We start from the raw sequence: 23,456 nt of genomic DNA, 5'->3' as shown, positions 1-23,456 counted from the left end.
ATGAAACGTTAAGTTAAATAAGACTGAAGATTGGATCGCATCTCTAATGAAATCTCACGTACCTTAACGAGATACCACATAGGATAAAAATACTTTGAGGAAAAAGTACTCGAGTAAAGAGCAAATCTAGACAGTGAGCGAATAGGGAGCAGATGATGAGATTAACCAAATTGGCAGTTGCTACACTCTGGGCATTTTCATTGCCTTCTCACTCATCTTATTTACCACCTGAACAGTTAGTATTAGCCAATACCTATAAACAGGGAATAGACGTCTCTGAGTATTGGACGAGTGAGAAACTCGATGGTATCCGAGCCTTATGGGATGGAAAGCATCTTTATACAAGAAATGGTAATCGAATTTACGCACCAAAGTGGTTTACGGAGAGCTTGCCAGAAGTGCACTTAGAAGGAGAGTTGTGGGCTGGACGAGGGAAATTTCATCTTGTTCAATCAACAGTGTTAGACCACATACCTAGCGATACCGCTTGGCGACAGATCGACTTCATGCTCTTCGATATGCCAGGTGCTGCCGGAGATTACCAAAAGCGTTATTACAACATATTGCATTGGGTGAGCGTGATCGATGAGTCACACATCGGTTATGTTGAACACTCTCCCATTAAGAGTGAAGAAACGTTGTTTCACGAGCTTGACAATGTAGATGAGCGACACGGCGAGGGTTTGATGCTTCGCAAGATCACGAGCCGCTATCAAGCTGGTCGTAGCAATGACTTATTAAAACTCAAAAGGCACCATGATGCTGAAGCGACAGTGATTGGTTATAAAACCGGAACGGGCAAATACAAAGGAATGATGGGTTCCATCTTAGTTCGCAACGAACAGGGCGTAGAGTTTTACATTGGCAGCGGGTTCAGTGACAAAATGAGATTGTCGCCACCCGAGATTGGCAGCCGTATTACTTTTCGCTACAACGGCCTTACTCAAAACGGTAAACCAAAGTTCGCAAGGTTTGTTAGAGAGAAGAGTGACTATTGAGTCGCTAAATTATCTGATTTCAATAAGTTAGAAAGCAAAAGAGCCCTGAAAATCAGAGCTCTTTTTTGTTTTATGTCTTAGCGGGTTACACGAATGCTAGTTATAACAATTGTTGCTAGCTAGATTATCGAGAGCTGAACTCCAGTTGTACTTCATCACTTTGTTTATGCATCCAATGAAGGCGCATACCAAGCATAGTCGCTGCTGAAGATAGACCAATTATGAAGCCAACCCAGAAACCGTGTGCCCCCATAGGCTCAACAATCCAATCTGTCATACCTAAGATGTAGCCAATAGGAAGACCAAGCAACCAGTAAGCCACAAAGGTAATGTTGAAGATCGAACGCATGTCTTTGTAGCCCCGCAAAGCACCTGCGGCGATAACTTGGATGGCGTCGGTACATTGATAAACCGCCGCGAACAAAAGCAATTGCATTGCAACCGTGATTACCGCGGTATTCTCTGTGTACAGCAATGAAACCTGCTCTCTGAAAATTGCCGTCAACGCCGCTGTCATCAATGCAGTCACTAAACCAACAATGATACCCACGTGTGTCGCGATCTTCGCACCTTCGGTATTGTTTTCACCCAACTTATGGCCGACACGAATACTCACGGCGGCACCAATACTCATTGGAATCATAAAGACCAGTGAAGAGAAGTTGATCGCGACTTGGTGCGCGGCAACAATCAATGAGCCAAGTGGGGCAACCAACAAGGAAACAACCGCAAACAAGGTTACCTCGAAGAAGATAGCGGCTGCGACTGGGAAACCAAGTCTAAACAAGCGAATTTGAGCTTTAAGTTGCGGCTTATGGAACGTACCGAAGATGTTGATTTTCGCTAAACGTTTTGAAGTTAAAACGTAAGCGAACAGCAATGCAAACATCACCCAATATACGATAGCCGTTGCAACGCCACAGCCAACACCACCCAATGCAGGAGCACCAAGCTTTCCGTATACGAACATCCAGTTAAGCGGGATGTTTAATAGCAAGCCAATAAAACCAATCACCATTGCAGGCTTAGTTAGAGACATACCATCGGTAAAGCTTCTCAAGGTTTGGAACAGCAAGAAAGCGGGTACAGCAAACATCACCGCATTCATATAACCGATGGTTTTTTCTGCCATGAGTTGTTCAATGTCCATCCACTCCAATATCAATTGTGTCTGAAAAAGTACGCCAATGATTGGAAGGGAGATGACGAGCGCTAAAAATGCGCCTTGTTGAATTTCAAATGGAATTTTTACTTGTCGACCAGAACCATTCAGTTGTGCAACGACAGGAACCAACGCCATCAATAGGCCAACACCAAATAGGATTGATGGTAGCCAGATACTTGCTGCAATCGAAACCGCCGCCATATCGATAGCACTTACGCCACCGGCCATTACGGTATCAACAAAACCCATTCCAGTTTGTGCAACGGATGCGATCAATACTGGAGTCGCAAGCTTGATTAGATTCGAGGATTCTTCTTTGTAACGATGCACAAACAACTCCAAATAAGAGGGAAAATTAGAATAATAGTGTAGGAAAGGACATTCTGAAGGAATCAGAGACAATGATCTTAAGCTTCCACTGGACGAATCATAAAGAAATGTCACAATAACTGCTATGAAAAACTGTTATTAGAATGATAAATAGGAATCTTATGTTTACAGGTATCGTTCAAGGCATGGCAACACTCGTTGCTATCAACAAAAAAGAGTCGTTTCAAACGCATACCATTGAGTTAAGTGACGAAATGGTTGAAGGATTAGCCATTGGTGCTTCAGTAGCTCATAACGGTTGTTGCTTAACGGTAACGGAAATTTCAGGTAACCAGATTGCTTTTGATTTAATGCAAGCGACATTGCGATTGACGAACTTAGGCCAATTGAATGTTGGTGACAAAGTGAATGTTGAGCGTGCAGCAAAGTTTGGTGACGAAATTGGCGGGCACAGCATGTCGGGCCACATTACTTTGATGGCTAACCTAGTCGATGTGATTAAAACAGAAAACAACCGTACACTTTGGTTCGAACTACCAGAAGAATCGATGAAGTACGTGTTGAGCAAAGGTTATATTGGCGTGGATGGTTGTTCATTGACGATTGGCGAAGTGGAAGATAACCGTTTCTCTGTTCACCTGATCCCAGAAACGCTGAATCGTACTCTGTTTGGCGGCCGTGAAGTCGGCGATCAAGTAAACATTGAGTTCGATCCTCAAACACAGGCAATTGTTGATACTGTAGAGCGAGTATTAGCGAGCCAAAAAAGCCAGTAAGTCATTGAATTTGTATCGATAATATCACACCGATGACCAAATTAAAAAAGAGCACATGAAGTGCTCTTCTTTGATCGTGGTTTAAACGAGAAACTGATTGTCAGAATACTTGTTCGTCATCGGCATCAATCGAAAGGTTGATTCTGTCTCTTACCTCGTCGACCTGCATATCCAAATGAATGGCATTGCAACACGCTGGACAATCGTCATAAAAGTCTTGGCTACCATTAGATGCATCAAGCGTGATGTTGATACCGTGTCCACAATGCGGACAGGAGACATGTTTCTCTGTGTATTTATGCATTGCAAATTCTCCTCACTGTAACTGATACCAATCGTATTCGCTTATAAACAGCTGTAATTGGTATTAAACGGCTTGAATCTTCTGAATACACGCTTCGGTTTGTGCCAAGTAATGACCGCCAAATTGATTACAGTGATTGAGAAGATGGTACAAGTTATAAATATCTTTTCGATCAGTATAGCCAACGTCGAGCGGCATGATGCTTTGGTAACCTTCATAAAACTCTTTAGGGAAACCTTCGAACAATTCGGTTAACGCCAAATCACACTCATGGTCACCCCAGTAACAAGCAGGGTCGTAACAAATTGGGCCAAACGCAGAGTTAGCAACGTTACCATTCCAAAGATCACCATGAAGCAAAGAAGGGCGAGGGTTGTGGCCTGCAAGTCGCATATTCACCACATCGACAATATCGTCGATGTCACCAAACTCAATGCCTTTCTCTTTCAACAATTGAAGTTGGAAACCGATGCGTTGCTCTGAGAAAAAGCGTCCCCATTTTTTATGCCACGGATTAGGCTGAAGGGTACTGCCGATGTAGTTGTCTTGATCGCAACCAAACTCTTTTTGCTCTCCCCATTGGTGCAGCTGGGCGAGTTGAACACCAAAATCGAAACTGTTGTTGCCGGTTTCTAGTGGTTTAGTTGGTAAGTAATTGAGGATAATGAACGAGCATTCTTTGGTTTTCCCAATAAGAACAAGCTCGGGCACATACACGGTGGAAGTATTTCTTAATAAACGCAGATTCTCAGCTTCAATTTCAAACTTGGGTAGAAATTCACGCTGATTCACTTTAACAAAGTAACGTTCATTACCATCACTGATCATATAGCAATCGTTAATGTCACCACCAGAGACTTTCGTGCGTTCAGTAATCTGAAAGTTGAACAAAAGCGTATCTGAAAGCTGTTGAGAAATGGCCTGCCACATAGGAAATCCTCACAGAACTGTTGATTTGAAATACTATCGCTTAATAGCAATAGTTTAGGATAAATCTGAGTAATTTATAGACGTACTGGTCAATGTTCTCAGCTCTAATTCATATCAATATGAATCAATTAGCGGATTTGTGAACTGACACTGATTCAATGCCTTTGATTAATCGACAAAAAATGTTGCATGGCAATGAGTATCAGTTTGGAACTAGCTTCACATTCGACATCGAATTAGAGGTCGTTCACTAGAAAATCACAGGTGGGTTGCTATTGTCTACGCTTAAATTTTAGCTATTACTAGGGCGTGTTGACCTTTCGTGGTTAAATTTTGTTCGAGATAAAAGCGTATTAATCGCGGCGAGGGGGAAGTAGCCTAGTCATTCTAAGCAAATCTCCCTCAACAAAGAGTAAAACGCTTTTAGCCGAACCCTTTGGGCAGCGTTTGCTGGTCATTTCTACTACGTTATCGGCTTCTCATGTAGGCTAGCTACACATCGAAGCCTCTGCCTTGCATAAATACCCAGCAACTCGCTGCAAAAATCAGCTCGAAAGATCAACACGCCCTAATAGTCCAGAAATTGCGTCGTGTGAAACGCGGGGTGAGTGCCCATCAAGATGGCACTTGAAACCGTTGTTAAGTCTTATTTCTCTGCTTTGTTTGTAGATTGATTCAATTTTGAGCTTAAATGCTAGCAAAGATTATTTTAATATTACTTTTAGCAATAAAATGATGACAAATGACTTCATTTACATAGTATTAGCTTAGAACGTGTTAATCTGCTTAAGAGCTTAAAACGGAGATTTATTGTGGTTGTAGAAACCGATGGCTATCTAGCTTTAATCGAGCACCTATCATTCAACCTAGATGTATTTACCAATGGTAATGGTGATACAGGAAATGAAAGTGTCGAAGACATTATTACAGACATGATTTCAACGAACATCATGGCTATCTTCGAACAAAACCCTGAACTGCACGCCAGTGTACGTTTTCAACTGCTGAAAGAAGCAGACGCCGTTGTTGCAGATTTAGGTGAAGTATTAGCCGGTGTGTGGGCTAAGAAGGCGACTAACGAACAGATCGTATTCCTAGACGAGTACATCGCGTTAGTGAAAAACTTGTTTGATACGGCTGTCGCTAAATACGACTAACTATTCGCGTATCAATCTAAAATAGTAAAGGGCGTTTAAGCCGTAACATTTGATGTTATGTCGTTCAGCGGTGAATCTCTTGAACTGCTATAAACGCCTGAAGTGCCAAAACTTGGAAGCCCAATAAGGGTTGTCCAGCCTCGATATAATCACCCCTTTCGATGTAGAAGCATGTAGGAATTGATTATTTCCTAGGTAAACTCCCACGTGTCGCACTGTCATCGATGTCTTAAAAAACACTAAGTCACCACTCGTTGCCTGTTCATACGCAATTTCTTTTCCCTTTTGGCTCTGGTCTTTTGTGGTTCTTGGTAGGGCTTGTTGGGTCGCATTTTGGACGGCAATCTGCACAAAAGCAGAGCAATCTACACCTCTAAATGAGGTTCCACCGAAATGGTAGGGCACGCCTTTCCACTGCTCATACACGCTCATATAAGCATTTTTAGTCAATTGTTCTGACTTTGATAAAGGTTTCTGTGCGGTTTGACTAAGCTGAGAAGGAGACGGGGTCGAGCTACATGCGGCTAATGTTGCGAAAGTTATTGTAACTGCAAGCATTTTTCTGAATTTCATATGTAACTCTTCTGAAAAAAAAATGAAATAAAAACGTCATCAAGGACTTCTAGTATACGGACTAACTTAAGGATATCTCTTTTCGTAGTCAAACTGGATTTCACATGCCCGACACAAATTTATCAATAAAACCCTCACGTTATACATTCTCGCTCATTCAAACCGTTAGTGCGGTCTTTATTTCCATTCTGTTACTTGTCAGCTTTTTATCTATGGTCAGTATAAGAGGGGTTGAGCGAGTAGGAGGGTATTTCGATACGCTATCGGAACAGGCGTTACCACTCGCACTTCACAACGCAGAATTAACGCAAAGCGTATTAGAACAAGTCAAACTTCTCACTTACAGCACCCAATCAACCGATTTAGACACGCTTAACGCAACAAGAGGCTCCGTTGATCAACTCGCTTCCGAGAGTAACGCAATCCTAGAGGAACTCCTTTTTATCTCTCAGTCTTTTCCTGATGCGATCTCTTTAGAACAGCAACAAATCCTTATTGATGATATGGCGCAGCTGCAACAGATGACCAATACGGTTCTGTTGGCGCAAATTGATATTCAAAGTAAACAGAATCTGATCGACAGTAAAATGGGCGAGTTTCGTTATGGTGTCGGCTCTATCGGACCGGAAATGAACCGTATCAGTTCGTTTTTAGTCGAAGACAATCCAGAAGCCAGTGACGCTGCGAACCGGTTTACATCAAGCGCGTCAGCAATGGCCAATACATTCTTGATGTTAATGATGCAATCTGACATCGATAAAGCCCAAGACGAGTACCGTCAACTGAGAAACCGAATCGCTGGCCTTAACTTAGCTTACAGTGACTTTGCTGATTGGCATCCAGACATCGCGGAGTTCGCAAGCCTTACTGCACCTTATGAGATGGTAAAAGAAGGCTTTACAGAAGAAGGTGTGATTAGACAAATACTGCTTAAATTGGAACTGGTTAAGCAGCAAGAGCAGAACCTAGCCCAAGTGATTACCTTGGCGAATACCGTTATTAATACATTGAACCAGCTATCTTCGACCGCTGCGCACCTGATTGACGAAAGCGAACTGGTCGTCACCCAAACCATCACCAACATTGATCGTGTGTTGTTTATTAGTGGCCTAGTGATTGCCGTGATCATTGTGATCTCATGGTTAGTACTGCGCCGCTGGGTAAACAAAGGATTGAAAAACATTACTCAGCAATTAAGCTTGCTCGCAAACCACGATTTCTCGAAGCACAGTGCATTGGTGGGGCCATTAGAGTTACAAGTGATTGCCTCGAAACTGAATACCGTTGTCGATTCAACCGCTGACTCGGTTCGCTTGGTGACTCGTAACTGTGAAACGCTTTACCAAACGGCTGAGGTAAGCCACGACGCTGCAGAGCAAACTAATTCTAGCTTGAACGAGCAAAACGAATCGCTACAGAATATGATCACTACGATCACTGAACTTGAAGCGTCAATCGGTGAAATTGCACGTATTTCAAATGCATCCAATGACGATGCACAAGTTGCAGAAGACGAGTCAGTCAATGGTAGTCAGGTGGTTGGGCTGAACCAGCAACGTTTGCAAGCGTTAGAACATTCACTAAGCATGAACGAAGAATCAATGGCCGACCTTGATGGCCGCGTGAAACAGATTCGTGAAATGGTCGATATGATCAGCGGTATTGCAGAAAACACTAACTTGTTAGCACTGAATGCGGCCATTGAAGCAGCACGAGCAGGAGAGCAAGGTCGCGGCTTTGCTGTCGTTGCCGACGAAGTACGCAAATTGGCGAGTGGCACATCTCAACAAACCACCAATATTCGCAATATGATGAATGAGCTGGTGGCTGCGGCTGATCGCTCTCGAACGTCTGTGACTGAATCTCGAAGTGAAATGGCCAATGCACTGCAAACCAGTGGCGATGTGAAACAAGCTTTTGAAAAAATAGAGGTTGCAGTTAGCCAGATTAAAGGACGTGTTGAACAAATCATGGTGGCAACAGAGCAACAAGCACGTGCAACGGTTGATGTAACACATTCGATCACCCGTGTTTCTGAACAGGGTGAGAATACTAAGTTACAACTTGAATCCATGATTGAAAGCTCAGAGCAGGTGGCAGAAATCGCGGGCCACCAACAAGCTATGCTTCATAAGTACCAGTTTGATGCAGAAAAATAGCGAATATTGCTAGTGCCTTAAGAACTTAAAAACTGAACCACAATAATAAAGCAAAACTTTCGGATAGCTTGTTAGTTCTTATTTTCCTGATTATATCTAAATGGCTGGGTAATCAACTTATCTAGCCTTTGTTCTTTTCCATCGCGTATTTCTGGAACGCCAATGCTTACCTTGTCGTGACCAAGCTTAGGTTGAGCGCGATAGGTTTTGAACCAAATGTCCCACACTGATAAGAAGAAACCAAAATTCGAATGCGTTTCTTTGACGATCACAGAGTGATGAACTCGATGCATGTCAGGCGTGACAATCACTTTGCGTAATTGCTTATCGAACCATAACGGCAAACGACCATTACTATGGTTGAACATCGCACTCACATTCAACACCACTTCAAATATCACCACCGCTAAAGCCGGTACGCCGAGTACGAAAATCAATGCGACTTTAATCAGCATCGATAAGATCATCTCAATCGGGTGAAAGCGTGTGCCTGTCGTTACGTCAATATCCAGATCTGCGTGATGAACACGATGAAGTTTCCAAAGCAGGGGAATACGGTGGAAGACGAGATGCTGAGTGTAAATGGCAAGGTCTAACAACACGACACAGAGAAACACGGTGATTTCAAAAGGAAGCGTAATGTTATTAAACAAGCCCCATTGGTTTTGCTCAGCAATCAAAGCCGCTTGAAACGCTGCTACGGGGATCAATGTTGCCAACAATACGCTGTTAACCGCCATCAATGAGAAGTTGTTGCCCCAACGAAACCACTTGTTTTGAGTCAGTGTTTTTCTAGGAGCACGGTACTCCCACAACGCACACAAGATGAAAGCGGTGATAAAACAGACAAGGCGAAGTAGCGATGGGTCCTGCATAAGAATTCCTTCTATCATTATCAAGCCACTGTAAGTACAATCGTGCCACTTTTCTAGTTCTATCTGTCGTTATTATCCATGAGAATCCACGCTTTCCACCGTTTGTACCAACACCGTTTATCTCTTTCTACCAAACCGTTTAACGCGCGCGGATGTAAAGTTGTGCGATGTGAGTATTGCAAAATCAAACAAGACAGTTGTATCTGTGAACATCAACCAAACATAGATACGAACGTCGCGACCATGTTGATCTTGTCAGACAACGAAATCTTAAAGCCAAGTAACACCGGCCGATTGATTGTGGATACCGTAAAAGACAGCCATGTTTACCTTTGGCATCGAACTGAACCCAACGCAGAGATGTTGGATGTACTGAAAGACGACAAGTATCAGCCTATCATTGTGTTCCCTGAAGACTACACCGATGACAAAACGCGAGTGGTGCAAGACTTACCACAAATGCGTGACCCAAATAAAAAGCTGCTGCTGATTTTCATCGATGGTAGCTGGCGTGAAGCAAGACGCATCTTTAGACGTTCTGAGTACCTTCAAGATTTACCTGTGTTATCGATTGAGCCTGAGTCGGTTTCTCAATACATGATGCGTAAGTCAGACAACGACCAACATCTATCTACAGCAGAAGTGGCGAGCTTGGTATTAAAACAAGCAGGTGAAGAGCAGGGCGCGAAGACTTTACAACTTTGGTTTGAAGCATTTCGCGAAAGCTACATGCTAAGTAAGACGCGTTATAAATCAGATCCGACCAAACCTAGCCTGAACGCTTTCATAGAGCACAGTAAAAGTGAGACGTCACTCTAACCTTTAACCGCTTTGTGCTGACTTGTTGTTCAAACAGACTCGAACACGAGATAAGTTTGTTATCTATCACGGTTTGTAGGGGGAGTGTTATGGATAATGCTCCTTAGTTGTTTAATTTAAAAATTTTATTTGCCCGAATTTAGGGAAAAATTGGAGAGATTTCATGTATTACGGCTTCGATGTTGGCGGCACAAAAATTGAGTTTGGTGCATTCAATGAAAAACTCGAACGAGTAGCAACAGAGCGTGTTCCAACACCAACAGACGATTATCAATTACTGCTTGATACGATTGCTGGCTTGGTTAAAAAATACGATAGCGAATTCTCTTGCGAAGGCAAAATTGGCCTTGGTCTTCCTGGCATGGAAAACGCAGACGACGGCACAATGCTGGTTGTTAACGTACCGGCTTCAACAGGCAAGCCACTACGTAAAGACTTAGAAGTGCTTATTGGTCGTAGTGTAAAAATTGAGAACGATGCGAACTGTTTTGCACTTTCAGAAGCATGGGATGATGAACTTAAAGATGAACCATCAGTGGCTGGCCTAATTCTAGGTACAGGCTTCGGTGGTGGTTTAGTTTATGAAGGTAAAGTTTTCTCTGGACGTAACCACGTTGCAGGCGAGCTAGGCCATATGCGTCTTCCTATTGATGCATGGTTCCACCTTGGCGACAACGCGCCACTACTAGGCTGTGGTTGTGGTAAGAAAGGTTGTCTAGACAGCTACCTATCTGGTCGTGGCTTTGAGTTGATTTACGAGCACTACTACGGCGAGAAGAAGAAAGCGATTGAGATCATTCAAGCATACAACGAAGGCGAAGCAAAAGCGGCTGAGCACGTTGATCGCTTCATGGAACTATTGGCTATCTGTTTCGCGAACCTGTTTACTGGTCTTGACCCACATGTTGTTGCACTGGGTGGCGGTCTTTCAAACTTCGAGCTTATCTACGAAGAGATGCCAAAGCGTGTACCTAAGTACCTTCTGTCTGTAGCGAAGTGTCCTAAGATCATCAAAGCGAAACACGGTGATTCAGGCGGCGTTCGTGGTGCTGCATTCCTTAACATTAAGTAATCGCGACTTAACGTTGAACTAGTTGAAAAGCATAAATAAAAATGCAGCAATCTCGAAAGAGGTTGCGGCATTTTTTATGGTTTGGTGTTTTCGTTTCTTAAGTCTTAACTACTAACTCTTAACTAATAACACCAAAACGAAAAGCTTGAAGCTAGAGCCTAGAAGCTAAATATCAAGAAAAAAAGCCAGAGGGCTTACTTCTTCTTTTTACCAACACCAAGGTTGTCTTTTTGCTTCAACGTAAGCTTTGTAAAGCCAAGCTTACGGAAGTAGTTATCTTGGTAGTTACGAACCGCTTTCGTATCAGAAATCAACTCAAGCTGTTGCTCAGTTTTAAGATACTCAGAGATATCGATACCTTCCGCTGCAGCTACAGCTTCTTGGATCGTGCGGTGTTCTTGTTTAGAAAACAGTAACTCTTTGTCTTCGTCTTTATAGGTATACAGAATGGTACGAGCCATGATGCTCTCCAATAGAATTATTACTTTGCGCGCACTCTACATAAAAACCGTACATGGCTCAAGGTAATGGTAAGAAATCTTAAGATTATCGTCCTAAACGTTTAGCGTAATTTAAATTATTTGTCTTTAGGAAATGAACAGGTTGTTTTCACGAAACGCAAAGAACAAAAAGCCCCATAACATCGAAACCTCGATATAAGGGACCTAGTCTATGTCTTGGCGAAGATCTTCCAAATCAATTGAAAAGCAGCCAAGTCAATTAAAGATCTGGTAAATCAATTTAGGTGTTTGAGCTTTGAATCAAACACGACCTTGCAGTGGAATGATCGTCACTGTCTCACCGACTTTGACCGTATCAACCGCTGGTGATATTTCGATTAAGCAGTTTGCTTCACTCATTGAGCGCAGAATACCTGAGCCTTGTTTACCCGTCGTCTTCACTTCAAGCACACCAGATTCGTTCATTGAGAACACACCACGGCTGAACTCAGTGCGACCTTGGCGAGAACGTAATTGCTCCGTCGCAACCGCGTTCGCTTTCACTGGTGTCCAGTTAGTTTGACCTTGTAGCTTACGAATTGCAGGCTCTACAAAGTTAATGAACGACACCATTACCGCAACTGGGTTGCCCGGTAAACCGAAGAAAGGTTTGTCTTCAATTTTACCGTAAGCAAGAGGGCGCCCCGGACGCATGTTGATACGCCAGAAATTAATCTCACCCAATTTGTCCAACGCAAGTTTGATGTAGTCAGCATCACCAACAGACACACCACCAGACGTCAGAACCATATCAGTTTCTAAAGAAGCCGCGTGAAGTACATCCATCATCTTCTGTTCTTCATCTTCAATGATGCCGTAATCGACGATGTCACAACCAAGTTTTTGCAGCATTCCGATAATAGTAAAACGGTTTGAATCGTAGATAGAGTTTGGTTTTTGTTCGCTACCCGGCGCTTGAACTTCATCACCCGTCGAGAACACGCCCACTTTCACTTTACGCAGAACAGGGCAGGTACCGAAACCCAGTGACGCCATCATACCCATTTCTGGTGCTTCGATTCGTGTGCCACGAGTAAAGACAGGCTGACCGATTTCTAGATCTTCGCCCGCCATACGGATATTTTGTCCTACTGAGATTTTCGCATCTGGGAAGCTAACTGTGTCACCTTCTTGAACGGCTTGCTCACGCATCACAACCACATCAACACCTTCAGGCATTGGCGCGCCTGTCATGATCTTAACGGCTTCGCCTTGTTGAACGGCTTTATCATAGCTGTGTCCTGCCATCACTTCAGCAACAACGTGGTAGCTATCTAGCTCTAAATCTTCACCACGAATGGCGTAGCCGTCCATTGCAGAGTTTGTGTTCTGAGGCACGTTGATTGGCGAGATAACATCTTCAGCCAATACACGACCATAACTTTGCTCTAACGCAACAGATTCAATCAGCTCTAGTGCATCAATGCTATCAACAATTTTTTGCTGACCTTGAGTTACCGTTAAACCGGCTGGAGATAAGGAGTCACAACAGACAACTGGCGTGTTGTCTTTTGATGATGCACACGAAGCGACTTTACTTGTTTTCGAAGCAGGGTCGAACGATTGAGCATAGTCGATGATGAAATCACGAATCGCTTCTAAGTCGCTGATCGCCATTTGTGGCAGGTCAGATTCAACTTTGCTGTCCGCTGCGATAGCAATGATGTTGTCATCGTTTGGATAAAGCCAAGGTTTGCCCACTTCTTCTCGGTGAAGCTCAATCTTAGGAAAGGCGATGTTCTTGCAGCCTTCAACCAAAATTAAGTCCAGCGTGTTGGTATCGAAACGTGTAAGCAGATAATCAAAGTCTGCTTCGGCTTCTGGCGTTTCTGTCATCATGACATGACGGTTACGCGAAGCGATCAACATTTGATTAGCGCCCGCTTTACGTAGGCGGTAACTGTCTTTACCCGGCTTATCGACATCGAAATCGTGGTGAGCGTGTTTAAGAACACCCACTTTCAAACCTGCGCTGGTAAGCAAAGGCAGTAACGCTTCAAGTACGGTTGTTTTGCCTGTACCGCTGTAAGCAGCAAAACCTAATAAAGGCAGGTTAGGGCGTTGTTTTGAATCTTTCATTATTGAAGCGTTCCGAATTGGTTGAGTTCTTCTGGCGTATTGAGATTTACAAAGCAGTTTGGTGCGTCGCTAAAATCGACGTACTCAGTCACACACTCTTTGTACAGCAAGATGATCTTGCGGTCGCCACGTTCTAAAAAGGCTTCTAACTTTGGAAGTACTCGCTTGTGAAATAGGGTAAACACAGGCTGTTTATATTCACCATCGTGAGCCACAAGAATATCGCTGTCTTCTTTTACCGCAGCGCAAAAACGCTCGACAAGGTCGTCACTGATTTGCGGGCTGTCGCAAGGAACAAAGCCTACCCAATCTGTTGCCGCGTTTTTAAGGCCAGCGTGAATACCACCCAAAGGACCTGGGTAATCAGGGAAGGAATCTGAAACAACGGGAGCGAATGCTTGGTAACTGTCGAGGTTACGGTTCGCATTGATGGTGATGCTGACATCTTGTTGTGACAGCTTGTCTATAACGTATTGAATAAGCGGGGAACCGTTGAGCTCAACGAGTCCTTTATCTTTTCCGCCCATGCGACTGGCTTGTCCGCCAGCCAAAATAACCCAACTAGTTTGCGTTGGAAGCAGCATAAATATTCTCTTGTGCTTTGTTCTTTTTAATTACTTGCAGAAGCGGTGATTCGGTCAAGGTGTTGTCTTTAATCCACCACTGCTTCTTGCACAAATCGGTTAACGCGTTGGTTTGGTGACTGGTAATGACTAAACTCGCGCCTCTCTGAAGAAGATCTTCGGCCATAATCACCAATCTTTCAATAGATTCTTTGTCTAAAGAAGCACTTGGTTCGTCCATCAGCAAGATTGAAGGCTTAAGAATCCAAGCTCTTGCCATTGCTACGCGTTGACGCTCACCACCAGACAACACAGAAATGTGCTCGTCTGCTAGGGTTTCTAAACCTACCATCCTCAAAGCATTAATTATTTGAGCTCGCTTATCTTTTTGGCTCTCTTTGTTAAAGCGAATGCCATAAGCGACATTTTGGTACACAGAGCCATCAAATAGGTAAGGGGTTTGATGGAGATAGATGATGTCTTTGAATTTTAGTCTAGGAAACAGGTTATGTTGCCAACTTTGTGTTGGGCATTGAACACGGCCAGAGCTTGGTTTGATCAAACCTGACAAGATTTTAAGTAGGGTCGTTTTGCCAACACCGTTGTCACCCTTCAGATAAATAGCATCGTTAGGGCCGATCGACAGCTCAGGGATATGGAACAAAACACGCTCTTTGTAACGCATTGAAATTTGCTGCGTTGTTATTTTTATACTCATGACAGCGTTCCTAAGTTCTTAAATAGCCTTTTCCTCTCACACTGGAAAGGAAAAAGTTAAGGGCTAATGCCAATGCCAATAAAACCATGCCTAGCGCGACACCTTGAGCGAATGCGCCTTTGTGGCTTTCCATAGCAATAGCCGTTGGGATATTTCGAGTCATTCCCATAATGTTGCCACCGACCATCATTGAACAACCCACCTCAGTTACGATACGAGAGAATGCCGCAATGGCAGCTGCAAGTAGAGGAAAACGGGTTTCCCAGATCAAGGTACACGCAACTCGAGTGGTTGAAACTCCAAGAGTGCGCGCCGTTTCTACCGCTCGGCGGTCACTGGCTTGCAGCGCACCGTGCATCATAGCAACTAGTATTGGGAAGCAGATCAGCATCTGACCCAGAATCATCGCCTTTTGAGTGAACAGCAATTGCCAATCACCTAATGGGCCGGAACGAGACAGCATCATGTACATTAGCAAACCAATAACCACGGTAGGGATAGCTTGTAAGGTGTTTATCACCGACAGCAGCGCCCATTTACCAGGGAATTCGGTATAAGCCAAGATGAAAGCCATGATGATTGCAGGAATAATCACCAATGAAATGGCGGACAAAGATACGCTGAAGGATACCGCGACGATTTGCCACAATTCGTGGTCAAAACTGACTAGTAAATTCAATGCATCAAGCGTTGTTTGCCATAGGGTCATGAAGTATCTCGTATGAATCGATAATAGGTCTTTATCGGTAATGACTGATGTTAATCATAGCTGACTCAATATTATTGAGCCTATATTGGCCAGCTATTGTTTCTTTAATCGCTTCAGTTAATTTCTTCAGTTAACGGATTAGTTAAGCGCAGTGCTGATTGGAATTAGCACTTACAACAAACCATTCTCAGCTTGCTATAAACGAATCTACGCTGACGAAAAACTACTCTGCGCTGGCTACAAACAGCTGTTTGCCGTGCAGTTTAAAGTCGTTAATCAGTTTCTGACCTTTAGGGTTCACCAACCAATCACTGAATACTTTCGCTGCTTGGTAGTTAATGCTTGGGTAGCGCTCTGGGTTAACAAGGATTACTTGGTAAGGGTTAAATAGGTTCTTATCGCCTTGGAAAAGGATTTTAAGATCCAGTTTGTTTTGGTAAGCCAACCACGTGCCACGGTCTGTCATGGTGTAGCCTTGCATTTCAGACGCCATGTTCAGAGTAGGGCCCATGCCTTGACCAACACTGCGGTAGCCACCAAAGTTTGGTTCCATTTTGGTCTGTGCCCAAATGCCCATCTCTTTCTTGTGCGTACCTGAATCGTCACCACGAGACACAAACGTCACGTTGTTGGTTGCGATTGCTTTGAACACATCAGCTACCGCTTTTTGAGATTCAATTTTTGCTGGGTCGCTTTGAGGGCCTACAATCACAAAGTCGTTGTACATCAGTTTACGAGGTAAAACGCCGTAGCCTTTTTCAACAAAGTTCGCTTCAGCCTTTGGTGCGTGAGTCATCACCAAATCTACATCGCCATTTTCACCCATGCGAAGAGATTTACCGGTACCCGCAGCTAGAACATCTACTTTAATGCCAGAATCTTTTTCGAATTCAGGCAGTAGGTAATCCAGTAGGCCAGAGTGATATGTGCTTGTCGTTGTCGCAAGCTTGATATGCGTGGTGTCTTCTGCGCTGCTAGCCGAGTAACTGACGATAGATAGAGCTGCAATAGTTAGGGGAATTGCTTTCATTATTATTATGTCCATTCTGTTATAAATGAATGACATGCCTTCGTTTTAAAGGGCTCAAGGAAGGGCATGTACATAAGATGCTAATTCTTGTAATTAGAAATCATCACCTTATAAGCAAGCTTAATGCCAATAAATGATGCATCAGATTTCATTAAATTGCTGTTATTTCGGACAAAACTGCGCCATTTGACCCTATAAAATGAATCAAAACATGAGCTAGGACAAAATGTCGCACTTTGACCCTGTTGATCAAAAGGTTAATTGGTACACTCTGTCCCAACTTTCCCTATCGGCTGATCATTATGTCTTTACCTAGTTCAAGTACGTCCCATCTCAATTCAAGCACATTGACTCAATATCAGGCATTTTCTGTCTTGGTTGTTGATGATGAAATTGGGATGCAGGCAATTCTTAAGAAAGCACTAGGTAAGTACTTTGGCAAGGTGTCGAGCGCTGGTTCAGTAGAAGAAGCTGAAGTTCTGCGTTGTAACGAACACTTCGACCTCATTGTTCTCGATATCAACCTTCCAGGCCGTTCTGGTATTGAATGGGAAGAAGCCTTTAACGACAGTGACCGAAAAGCTGATGTGATTTTCATGACCGGCTATGCCGATTTAGAGATGACCATCTCGGCACTGAAGCTTGGCGCTTCTGACTTCATCCTAAAACCGTTCAACCTAGAGCAGATGATACAAGCTGTTCTTCGCTGCATGGACAAACGCTTAGACCAAAGAATGCAATACGCGTTGAAGCGCGATGTTAGCCGTCATATTAAAACCGAGCTAATCGGCAGTTCCGACAAAACCAAACAGCTAAAGCTACTTATCAGCCAGTTCGCGCCATCAAGAGCATCGGTTCTTATTGAAGGTGAGTCGGGCACGGGTAAAGAATTGGTTGCACGTGGCGTGCATGAAGCCAGCAAGCGAACAGGGCCGTTTGTACCAATTAACTGTGGTGCTATTGCTCCTGAACTTCTCGAAAGTGAATTGTTTGGTCACACCTCTGGCGCGTTTACTGGTGCCAAGAAGAACCGTGAAGGTTTATTCAGAGTGGCGAGCGGCGGCACACTTTTCCTTGATGAGATTGGTGAAATGCCACTGCCAATGCAAGCTGCGCTTTTACGTGTGTTAGAACAACGCACAATCCGACCTGTCGGCAGTGAAAAAGAGATCGCAGTTGATGTACGTGTCGTTGCAGCGACCAACCGTAACCTTCAAGAAGAGGTCGATAAAGGACACTTCCGTCGCGATCTGTTCTATCGATTGAATGTATTGAAGATTGATGTAGTGCCACTAAGAGAGCGTCCATCGGATCTGATTGAGCTGGTTCCATATTTCACCCGTCTATTATCGAGTGAGCTTGGCATGCCCGTTCCAAACTGGGCACATGAAGACATCTTGGCGATGAACGAATACGAATGGCCGGGTAATGTCCGTGAGCTTAAGAACTTAGTAGAACGCTGCATTCTATTAGACAAGCCACCAGCTCACTATTGGCGTGAAGTGAATGGCGACCCGGCTCCTGCTAGTATTTCAGTGACAGTGTCACACGGTGCGGAAGTGCCAAACTTGAATAACGCAGACGCCGCAGAGGGCTACCCAAACACTTGGACGCTCAAAGAAGTGGAAAAATCTCATATAGAACAGTTGGTAAGTTTCCATGATGGCAATAAGTCTGCTGCAGCAAGAGATCTTGGCGTTGCACGTAAAACGCTAGAGCGTAAATACAAAGATTGGAATACAGAAGGCTCTGAATATGCCGATTAGACGTCAGTGGTGGTCAAAGTGGGCGTTCCGCTTCAAGACCATGGTACGTTACCGCTTATTGTTTCTGACATCTGCGCCGATCATTCTTACGTTGTGTGCACTTGTTGCTATCACGCTGTATTGGTCGGTTCATTACACGTGGCAGGGTGCGTTGATCGATGTCGAAGAGCGCCTAGACGTAGCGGATAACAGTATTCATCTGATTCAAAGCCAACAGGCTTACAACGTTCGAGCATTTGCCGAGTCTTACAATTTCCGAGTCAAACTCGCGAGTGATCTTTCGCAAGAGGATCTTATTCGTTGGGTTTCTGAAAACAAATCTCGCTATGAACTCGACTTTCTTCGCTGGCGCAGTGTCGAGAGCATGGAGAAAAAGCTCGAATACTTAAACCTGACCCACAAAGAATCGTTTTTCAGCGTATTGAGTCAAGATGAACTCAATACCTTAGATCGTGATCTCGCAAAGAAAGCTGAAGTGCCAATGCTCAAAGGGAAGAGCGTTGAAACACGAGGCTTGGTCAGTCGCACCGTAGTTTCCATTCGAGATAAGAACGAACATGTGATTGGATTTCTTGATGGCGGTATTCTGCTCAACAACAGCACACAGCTTGTCGATCAAATCAGCAACCTGATCTATCCGCAGCGCGATGGGTTCAACCGCCGTATTGGTACCGTGACCGTGTTCCTTGATGACCTTCGTGTAAGCACCAATGTACCTTTAAGCAGTGAAGACAGCGCAGGGCGCGCGATTGGTACGCGAGTCTCGCACGAAGTTCATTCCAAAGTCTTAAACGAAGGCAAAGAATGGTTAGATCGTGCGTATGTTTATGACGCGTGGTACATCACCGCTTATCAACCCATACATGACCAGTTCGATAACGTGATTGGCATGCTTTATACCGGTTATCTGATTTGGCCGCTTATCGAAACGTATCTGACTAACCTTGGCGAAATCAGCATTACCATTGTGCTGCTCTTGTTGGCTTCCGGTTTGATCGTTCACCGCGGTGCACGTGATCTTTTCAACCCAATCGAACGCATCCATAAAGTAGTCAAACTAGTCCAGATGGGGCAAGACAAACGAATTGGCACACTCGGGTTAGATGATCAACACGAGCTCACATTGCTTGCTAAGCAGTTCGACAAAATGTTGGACTTACTCCATGAACGTAATCAAGAGATTCAACAAGCGGCTTCTGAACTGGAATGCAAAGTTCACTCACGTACGGCGAGCTTGAAAGAGAAAACTGAAGAGCTCGAACTGCACATCAAACTGCTCAATCAAGCCAGAGATAAGCTGGTGGTGAATGAAAAGTTAGCTGCGCTAGGTGAATTGACCGCGGGCATTGCCCATGAGATCAATAACCCAACCGCTGTGATTCTTGGCAACGTTGAACTCATGAAATTTGAGTTGGGTGATGAAGTGAGCCGTGTGGAAGAAGAAGTCCACGCCATCATGGAGCAGATTGACCGTATCCGAAACATCACACGAAGCCTGCTTCAATACAGCCGACATGGCGGTGTACAAGATGAGATCACTTGGCAACACATCAACCCAATCGTTGATGAGAGCATTACGCTTGTAAAAACGGGCGCCAAAAAGAAAGGCATTGTGTACGTATCACAGTTGCACGCGAAAACGTCTGTCGAAGTTAACCGCAACCAATTGTTGCAAATTCTGGTTAACCTCCAGATGAACGCGATTCACGCAATGGACGGACAGGGCACATTGACGATCTCAAGTGAAGACTGGGTAGAGAATGGCGTGTCTCATGGTGCGATTGTTCATGTGGAAGATGAAGGTTGCGGCATCAAGGAAGAGCAGCTGAAACGTATTTTCTCGCCTTTCTATACGACCAAGAGAGATGGTACAGGCTTAGGCCTATCGGTTTCTCAAAGTATCTTGAGCCAAACCGGCGGCGAGATCCGTGTTGAATCTGAAGTCGGTAAAGGAAGCCGCTTTAGTATCTATCTTCAACAAAAGGCCACACCTCAATTGCTCGTATCAAATCTATAAGTTCTAAATACCAATTCACCGATATTATCACCCGATAATATTTCTAACGCGCTTGGGCTATTACATGAACGTTTTAGCCCAAGCACGAAAATTCCGCACTACTAATCTATCGCTAGCCAAACCTCAACCTCTGCCTGTTTGACGTATACCTCTTTTTGGTTATGTAACACAGTGTATATCTTTCGATCTTGAAGCATATCATCTGAACTGTACGAATTTTTGATAACTTGGTCGAAAATCCATAATCAAAACAAATAATAAAGTCAGTCAGCTATGAAATTAAGTAACCTATCTATCAAGTCAAAACTCGTCTCCATCGTCATTTTATCGGTCGTTCTACTGGTAATGGCATCAACCTTTAATTTAATGCAGCAGCGAGCGAGCTCTATGGAAGAGCGACAAGATAAACTCAGTGCACAAGTCGAAACCGCGGTAAGTTTGGCAAGCTATTATTACAGCCAACGCGGTATACTGGGTGAAGAGGTCGCAAAGGATCGTGCGCTACAAGCCATCAAGACGCTTCGCTATGACAACACCAATTACTTCTGGATTCTTAACCAGCAGCTCAACATCATCAGCCATCCGTTAAAGCCAGAACTCAATGGCACCAATGCCGGCAACCTGAGAGACGGCGCAGGTAAGCATCACTGGCGAGAAATGGTCACCATATCTCGTACACCAGAAGAGAAAGGCTTTCTTGATTACCAATGGATGAGCCCTCAAGGCGAACTCAAAGACAAGATCTCATACGTTCAGCTGTTTCCAGAATGGAACTGGGTTATCGGCTCTGGAATCTTAGTCGCGGATATCCAAGAGGCGTTTTATGCCTTAGCCATTAAGGAAGGAATGGTAGCGGTTGTTTTGTCAGGCTTACTGTTCGCGATGGGCTACGCGATTTCCAACAACATCCTTGTGCCACTAAATAAGCTTATCGATAACACCCATAAGATCGCTGATGGCGACCTTCGTGTACGCATGAACATGACACGTAAAGATGAGCTAGGTGATATGAGCCATCAAATCGATACCATGCTTGATAAACTGCAAAGCACACTTCGCACTGCCAATGAATCGGCGGACTTATCGAGCAACATGGCAAGTCACATTGCACAAGCCAGTGAAGAGGCTGCAACCAGTGTTAACTCGCAACATGCGCAGCTGGAATTACTGTCGACGGCGATGACAGAAATGAGTGCGACTATCTCAGATGTAGCAGTCAATGCAGAGAACACAGCCGCAAGCACCAATAAGGTCGTCGACCATGCAAATCAGAACGACGAGAACATGCAGCTTACGTCGACAACCATCTCTCAGGTTTCAGAGAACATCTCGACAGCGAATAACCTAGTCAAAGATCTGCAATCTGGTGTGACTGAGATTAGCCAAGTTGTTGGTGTGATTCGTGATGTATCAGAACAAACAAACTTGTTGGCACTGAATGCAGCAATAGAAGCGGCACGTGCGGGTGAGCAAGGTAGGGGCTTCGCGGTTGTGGCTGATGAAGTGCGTAACCTTGCGAGTCGTACTCAGAACTCGACCAATGAAGTGCAATCAACTATTGAGAAGCTGACTCAGCAAGCTGAACGTACCTTTAAAGCGATGCAAAGCAGTAATGAGAAAGTCGATCACAGTGTCGTCGCTTCTAACGAAACACGGCAACAACTGGATGTCATAGTGAATGAACTGCACAACGCTAATGACATGGTGGCTCAGATTGCCGCAGCGTCGGAACAACAGAGCACAGTAGCGACGGAAATGAGTGAAAGTGTCACTGGCATTCACTTAGCGGCTAATGAAGTTCTGCAAGCCTCACAATCGCTCGCGGAAGACAGCCAAAAAATGGCCAATACCACAGAGCACCTAACTGAACAGTTAAAGTACTTTAAGGTGTAAACCCAAAACCACTAAGCGTTACCACAGATAAAGCCTCATAAAAAACACCTCCGCACTTGAGATAAGTTCGGAGGTGTTTTCGTTTGTCGCTGACTAGGAGATTAATTCACTCTCCAAGCGTTAAACCAATTGCAATTAATGCGCTGCCACTGAAATCTTCGGTGGGTTGATGTTGTGCTTCTTAAACTCTTTCATTACACGCAGGGTAATGTCGGTTTCAAACAATTTCTCATACATGGTGTCCACCACATAAGCCTTACACGTCAACTGTATCGCAAGGTAGTTGTCGGTGATCGTCTGTTTAACCAGAACAGTCACGGGCTTTGGTAAGTGGATGTAGCGACTTGAAGAGGCCGCTTCTTGTATCAGATCACGGGCGAGGGTGATGTCCTCATCCATACCGACGTAAAACGGAATCACCACTTGCATATCCAACGCGCCATAGTTACCACTGGTGGTCACTTCGTTTAAGAACTTGTTGTTCGGAATTGTAATGATGTCGTCATTCAAGGTTCTCATACGCACAGAACGTAAGCCTATAGTGATAATGTCGCCGTAGTTACCTTCGAACGTGACGCGGTCACCAACTTGGAACGGTCTATCAATCATTACCGTGATACCGGCGATGAATGATGCTGCCAAATCTTTCAGTGCAAAACCGACAGACACGGCGAGGGTACCACCAATCAGAGCCAGTATTTGGTCATTGATTCTAAAGCTCATCATGAACACGATAAGACCCGTGCTCACATAGATGAAGAACTGCATAAACGACTGAAGCTTTTGCAGCAGCATTCGGTATTGCACGAACTGGCTACCAAAGCTCGTCACCATCGAGTTGATGAACTTAAGCAATAACCACATCGCGGCAATGACGAGGATGGAGAAGAACACGCCACTCCACCTTATCAAGCTAGCAATCTTCGAGATGTTTTCTACATTGGCTAACTCTTCCGTTGCGTAAGTCGGGAAACTTACCGCCGTCGCCAAGCCAACAAGTAATAGGACAAATAACTTCTTCAT

Annotated in this window: 21 protein-coding genes; 9 read left to right on the top strand and 12 right to left on the bottom strand. The window is 44.3% G+C overall.

Annotated features, from left to right (window positions below):
- Positions 1 to 152: 152 nt before the first annotated feature.
- Positions 153 to 998, top strand: coding sequence for a DNA ligase (locus tag L1D22_RS11155; RefSeq protein WP_345772807.1), 846 nt, complete (start codon positions 153 to 155; stop codon positions 996 to 998).
- Between the two features lie 124 nt (positions 999 to 1,122).
- Here L1D22_RS11155 and L1D22_RS11150 read toward each other — a convergent pair whose 3' ends face one another.
- Positions 1,123 to 2,493: an MATE family efflux transporter gene (locus tag L1D22_RS11150; RefSeq protein WP_176681209.1), complete on the bottom strand. Its 1,371-nt coding sequence runs from the start codon at positions 2,491 to 2,493 to the stop codon at positions 1,123 to 1,125.
- Between the two features lie 161 nt (positions 2,494 to 2,654).
- Between L1D22_RS11150 and L1D22_RS11145 the strand changes: the two genes are divergently transcribed.
- On the top strand, positions 2,655 to 3,269 hold the full coding sequence (locus L1D22_RS11145) for a riboflavin synthase subunit alpha (protein ID WP_239829814.1): 615 nt from the start codon (positions 2,655 to 2,657) through the stop codon (positions 3,267 to 3,269).
- A 100-nt stretch (positions 3,270 to 3,369) separates the two neighbouring features.
- Here L1D22_RS11145 and L1D22_RS11140 read toward each other — a convergent pair whose 3' ends face one another.
- Complete coding sequence (locus L1D22_RS11140; RefSeq protein WP_017059600.1) at positions 3,370 to 3,573, bottom strand: CPXCG motif-containing cysteine-rich protein; 204 nt, start codon at positions 3,571 to 3,573, stop codon at positions 3,370 to 3,372.
- A gap of 63 nt (positions 3,574 to 3,636) precedes the next feature.
- Positions 3,637 to 4,503, bottom strand: a complete 867-nt coding sequence (locus L1D22_RS11135; protein WP_239829813.1) for a fructosamine kinase family protein — start codon at positions 4,501 to 4,503, stop codon at positions 3,637 to 3,639.
- An 812-nt stretch (positions 4,504 to 5,315) separates the two neighbouring features.
- Here L1D22_RS11135 and L1D22_RS11130 point away from each other — a divergent pair.
- Complete coding sequence (locus L1D22_RS11130; protein ID WP_017629902.1) at positions 5,316 to 5,660, top strand: DUF3802 family protein; 345 nt, start codon at positions 5,316 to 5,318, stop codon at positions 5,658 to 5,660.
- Between the two features lie 87 nt (positions 5,661 to 5,747).
- On the opposite strand, the gene L1D22_RS11125 is transcribed toward L1D22_RS11130, so the two are convergent.
- Complete coding sequence (locus L1D22_RS11125) at positions 5,748 to 6,233, bottom strand: NlpC/P60 family protein (RefSeq protein ID WP_017057292.1); 486 nt, start codon at positions 6,231 to 6,233, stop codon at positions 5,748 to 5,750.
- 104 nt (positions 6,234 to 6,337) lie between these two features.
- On the opposite strand from L1D22_RS11125, the gene L1D22_RS11120 reads away from it, so the two are divergent.
- The gene (locus L1D22_RS11120) at positions 6,338 to 8,392 is read left to right on the top strand and encodes a methyl-accepting chemotaxis protein (RefSeq protein WP_239829812.1); all 2,055 of its coding nucleotides are present in this window, start codon (positions 6,338 to 6,340) and stop codon (positions 8,390 to 8,392) included.
- Between the two features lie 71 nt (positions 8,393 to 8,463).
- Here L1D22_RS11120 and L1D22_RS11115 read toward each other — a convergent pair whose 3' ends face one another.
- The gene (locus tag L1D22_RS11115) at positions 8,464 to 9,267 is read right to left on the bottom strand and encodes a sterol desaturase family protein (protein WP_239829811.1); all 804 of its coding nucleotides are present in this window, start codon (positions 9,265 to 9,267) and stop codon (positions 8,464 to 8,466) included.
- A gap of 78 nt (positions 9,268 to 9,345) precedes the next feature.
- Here L1D22_RS11115 and L1D22_RS11110 point away from each other — a divergent pair, with 78 nt between their 5' ends.
- Positions 9,346 to 10,086 (top strand): tRNA-uridine aminocarboxypropyltransferase, encoded by a 741-nt coding sequence (locus tag L1D22_RS11110; protein WP_239829810.1) that lies wholly within the window; start codon positions 9,346 to 9,348, stop codon positions 10,084 to 10,086.
- 163 nt (positions 10,087 to 10,249) lie between these two features.
- On the top strand, positions 10,250 to 11,158 hold the full coding sequence (gene nagK / locus L1D22_RS11105) for an N-acetylglucosamine kinase (RefSeq protein ID WP_239829809.1): 909 nt from the start codon (positions 10,250 to 10,252) through the stop codon (positions 11,156 to 11,158).
- Positions 11,159 to 11,352: 194 nt separating this feature from the next.
- On the opposite strand, the gene L1D22_RS11100 is transcribed toward nagK, so the two are convergent.
- From L1D22_RS11100 to L1D22_RS11075, 6 genes are all read right to left on the bottom strand, one after another.
- Positions 11,353 to 11,619: a DUF2960 family protein gene (locus tag L1D22_RS11100; protein ID WP_017063882.1), complete on the bottom strand. Its 267-nt coding sequence runs from the start codon at positions 11,617 to 11,619 to the stop codon at positions 11,353 to 11,355.
- A 300-nt stretch (positions 11,620 to 11,919) separates the two neighbouring features.
- A complete protein-coding gene (locus L1D22_RS11095; protein ID WP_239829808.1) occupies positions 11,920 to 13,737 on the bottom strand; it encodes a bifunctional molybdopterin-guanine dinucleotide biosynthesis adaptor protein MobB/molybdopterin molybdotransferase MoeA in 1,818 nt (605 codons plus the stop codon).
- The gene (mobA, locus tag L1D22_RS11090; protein WP_239829807.1) at positions 13,737 to 14,321 is read right to left on the bottom strand and encodes a molybdenum cofactor guanylyltransferase MobA; all 585 of its coding nucleotides are present in this window, start codon (positions 14,319 to 14,321) and stop codon (positions 13,737 to 13,739) included. Before mobA ends, L1D22_RS11095 begins: the two co-directional genes overlap by 1 nt.
- A complete protein-coding gene (locus L1D22_RS11085; protein ID WP_239829806.1) occupies positions 14,299 to 15,018 on the bottom strand; it encodes an energy-coupling factor ABC transporter ATP-binding protein in 720 nt (239 codons plus the stop codon). The genes mobA and L1D22_RS11085 overlap by 23 nt, the downstream gene beginning before the upstream one ends.
- Positions 15,019 to 15,028: 10 nt before the next feature.
- The gene (locus tag L1D22_RS11080) at positions 15,029 to 15,727 is read right to left on the bottom strand and encodes an ABC transporter permease (RefSeq protein ID WP_239829805.1); all 699 of its coding nucleotides are present in this window, start codon (positions 15,725 to 15,727) and stop codon (positions 15,029 to 15,031) included.
- A gap of 223 nt (positions 15,728 to 15,950) precedes the next feature.
- The gene (locus tag L1D22_RS11075) at positions 15,951 to 16,757 is read right to left on the bottom strand and encodes a substrate-binding domain-containing protein (protein WP_150878019.1); all 807 of its coding nucleotides are present in this window, start codon (positions 16,755 to 16,757) and stop codon (positions 15,951 to 15,953) included.
- A 302-nt stretch (positions 16,758 to 17,059) separates the two neighbouring features.
- Here L1D22_RS11075 and L1D22_RS11070 point away from each other — a divergent pair, with 302 nt between their 5' ends.
- The 3 genes from L1D22_RS11070 to L1D22_RS11060 all read left to right on the top strand — a co-directional run bounded on the left by L1D22_RS11070 (position 17,060) and on the right by L1D22_RS11060 (position 22,433).
- A complete protein-coding gene (locus L1D22_RS11070) occupies positions 17,060 to 18,523 on the top strand; it encodes a sigma-54 dependent transcriptional regulator (RefSeq protein ID WP_239829804.1) in 1,464 nt (487 codons plus the stop codon).
- Positions 18,513 to 20,540, top strand: coding sequence for a cache domain-containing protein (locus L1D22_RS11065; RefSeq protein WP_239829803.1), 2,028 nt, complete (start codon positions 18,513 to 18,515; stop codon positions 20,538 to 20,540). Before L1D22_RS11070 ends, L1D22_RS11065 begins: the two co-directional genes overlap by 11 nt.
- 273 nt (positions 20,541 to 20,813) lie before the next feature.
- A complete protein-coding gene (locus L1D22_RS11060; RefSeq protein WP_239829802.1) occupies positions 20,814 to 22,433 on the top strand; it encodes a methyl-accepting chemotaxis protein in 1,620 nt (539 codons plus the stop codon).
- Positions 22,434 to 22,568: 135 nt separating this feature from the next.
- Here the strand turns inward: L1D22_RS11060 and L1D22_RS11055 are convergent, their stop codons facing one another.
- Positions 22,569 to 23,456, bottom strand: a complete 888-nt coding sequence (locus L1D22_RS11055; RefSeq protein WP_239829801.1) for a mechanosensitive ion channel domain-containing protein — start codon at positions 23,454 to 23,456, stop codon at positions 22,569 to 22,571.

This window comes from Vibrio sp. Isolate34 (genome assembly GCF_022397915.1).
GTDB lineage: Bacteria > Pseudomonadota > Gammaproteobacteria > Enterobacterales > Vibrionaceae > Vibrio.
This window is presented reverse-complemented; position numbering and strand designations above follow the sequence as displayed.